The following is a 2351-nucleotide window of genomic DNA, read 5'->3' as shown; positions in this document are numbered from 1 at the left end:
CGGCGAGGACTGGGTCCTGCGCCTCCACCGGCCCGGCTACAATTCGGCGGCCGAACTGGAGGCAGAGCGGGTCTGGACAGCCGCCCTGCGTGCCGCAGGCCTGGCGGTGCCCGAGCCCCTGCCCGCCCGGGACGGCCGCGCCTTTGTCCTGCAGCCGGTCGAGACGACGGGCGAGGTCCGGCTCACCGGGGTGACCCGCTGGATCGACGGCGAGGTGCTGGACGGTCTCCTGAAGGACTCCGCCCGGGCGGCGGAGCGGCCCGGCTGGTTCACCCGCCTTGGCGCCCTGGTCGCCCGCACCCACCTGCAGTCCGAGACCTGGACCCCGCCGCCTGGCTTCGCCCGCGGCCGCCTGGACGCCGACGGCTTGATGGGCCCGGCGCCCCGCTGGGGCCCCTTCTGGGATCACCCAGCCCTGACAGCTGAGGACCGCAGCCTTGTCCTCGCGGCTCGGAAGGTCCTGTACGCCCGCCTTTCCGCCTTGCCCCAGGACCCGGCGGTGTTCGGCATGATCCACGCCGACCTCCATCCCGGGAACCTGCTGGTTCGGGGCGATGATCTCGCCATCATCGACTTCGACGATGCGGCCTTCGGCTGGCGGATGTACGACATCGCCGTGGCCCTCACGCACCAACAGGCCGCGGCGGACTTCGCGGCCGTCAGGGACGCCTTCCTGTCCGGATACCGAAAGGTGCGCAACCTGCCGGAGGCCGAGGCGGCGCAGCTGCCCCTCTTCCTGCTGGTGCGCGGCCTCGTCCAACTGGGCTGGCTGCACGAGCGTCCGGAGATCGACCCTGGCAACTGGCTGCCGAGCCAGATCGCTCAGGTCCGCCGGCGCTGCCAAGCCCTCCTGGCCGAATGACCGCCGGACGGCGTCATTGCTCCCGCAAGGGGGAGCTGTCGGCAAAGCCGGGTGAGGGGGTCAGCGGCGGTTACTTGCTTTCGGCCAGGGCCTTCATGTTGCGCAGGGCACCCTCGAACATGGCCCGGCGACGATCCATGTCGGCCTTGCGGGCGGCGGCGTCCGGCAGGCCGGAGACGTCGTACATCAGGGTGTAGTCCAGGACAGAGGTCTTCGCCGTGACCGGCCGGGCCTCCACGAAGCCGTGGTAGAGGTCGTAGGGGCGGCCCTCCACCGGGGGCTGGGTGTAGCCGTAGGACAGGGCGGTGCGCGCCACCAGGATCTCGGTGACCCGGCCACCGGCGATGGAGCGGACAGAGCCGATACCGCCGTCACCCTGGGTAACCTTGCAGTCGATCTTCATCCAGACGCCGAGGTCGCACCAGCCGCCCACCTTCTTCCAGACCTCGGCCGCCGGTCGGTCCACCGGCTGGCTCATCTGGATGACGGCGTATTCCGGGCTGGCCGCCAGGGCGGCACCCGGAAGGGCCAGGGCGAGGGCGGCGGTGGCAAGGAAGCGCTTCATGGAGGAGCCTTTCAGGTCTTCGGGGCGGCGGCGAGACGGCGGGCGGCCTCGTCGCGCAGGCTGCGCTTGAGGATCTTGCCCGAGGCGATGCGGGGCAGGGGTTCCGGCGAGATGTCGATGTAGCGCGGCACCTCGAACCGGGCGAGGTGATCCTTGAGGAAGTCACGGATCTCGTCGGTGTCGAGGCCCGGATCGCCGTGGACCGTGGCGCCCACCTCTTCGCCCAGCCGCTCGTCCGGCACCGCGTAGACCGCCGCCTCGTGGATGTGCGGATGCTTGAGCAGGGCCGCCTCCACCTGGCCGCAGCCGATGTTCTCGCCGCCCCGGATGATGAGGTCCTTGATACGGTCGACGATGAACAGATAGCCCTCGTCGTCCAGATAGGCGACGTCGCCGGTCCGGAACCAGCCGTCCTCGAAGATCTCGGCGTTCAGCTCGGGGCGGTTCCAGTAGCCCTGGAACAAGCTGGTCCCGCGGATCAGCAGCTCACCCCGCTCGCCAGCGGGCAGGGTGCGGCCCTGTTCGTCGAGGATTTTCAGCTCTAGCACTGCAGAGCAGCGGCCCGAGCTGGCCGGGCGGTTGAGGTATTCCTCGCCGCCGATGCCGGTGCCAATGGCGTTGGTCTCGGTCATGCCCCAGCCGGTATTGGGCATGGCCTGGGCAAAGGACGAGCCGATCTGCGCCACCTGCTCGGGCGCCCGGGGCGCCCCGCCGCCGCCGACGGTCAGCAGGCTGGAGAGATCCCGGGAGGTCCGCCTGGCCTCGCGCACCAGGTCCCCGGTCATGGCTGCCGGGGCGGTAAAGCTGGTGACCTTCTCGCGCTCGATGATCTCGGCCGCCAGTTCCGCGTCCCATTTGTACATGCAGACCATGGCGCGCTGGGCCCGGTAGCATTGCAGGAAGATGGCGTTGGCGCTGGTGACG

General features: G+C 70.3%; 3 protein-coding genes. 1 reads left to right on the top strand and 2 read right to left on the bottom strand.

Features of this window, described 5'->3' with window-relative positions; genetic code table 11:
* Positions 1–862, top strand: an 862-nt coding sequence (locus WCJ52_RS12795; RefSeq protein ID WP_336903688.1) for a phosphotransferase, incomplete at its 5' end; no start/stop codon positions are given.
* Between the two features lie 70 nt (positions 863–932).
* On the opposite strand, the gene WCJ52_RS12790 is transcribed toward WCJ52_RS12795, so the two are convergent.
* Together WCJ52_RS12790 and WCJ52_RS12785 are read right to left on the bottom strand one after the other, a co-directional pair.
* The gene (locus WCJ52_RS12790; RefSeq protein WP_336903687.1) at positions 933–1427 is read right to left on the bottom strand and encodes an SRPBCC family protein; all 495 of its coding nucleotides are present in this window, start codon (positions 1425–1427) and stop codon (positions 933–935) included.
* Positions 1428–1438: 11 nt separating this feature from the next.
* The coding region (locus WCJ52_RS12785; protein ID WP_336903686.1) for a fatty acid--CoA ligase family protein at positions 1439–2351 on the bottom strand (913 nt) is incomplete at its 5' end.

The sequence above is a fragment of the Phenylobacterium sp. genome, assembly GCF_037138395.1.
Taxonomy (GTDB): domain Bacteria; phylum Pseudomonadota; class Alphaproteobacteria; order Caulobacterales; family Caulobacteraceae; genus Phenylobacterium.
The sequence above is the reverse complement of the archived record's forward strand: the minus strand, read 5'-3'. Positions and strand labels throughout refer to the sequence as shown.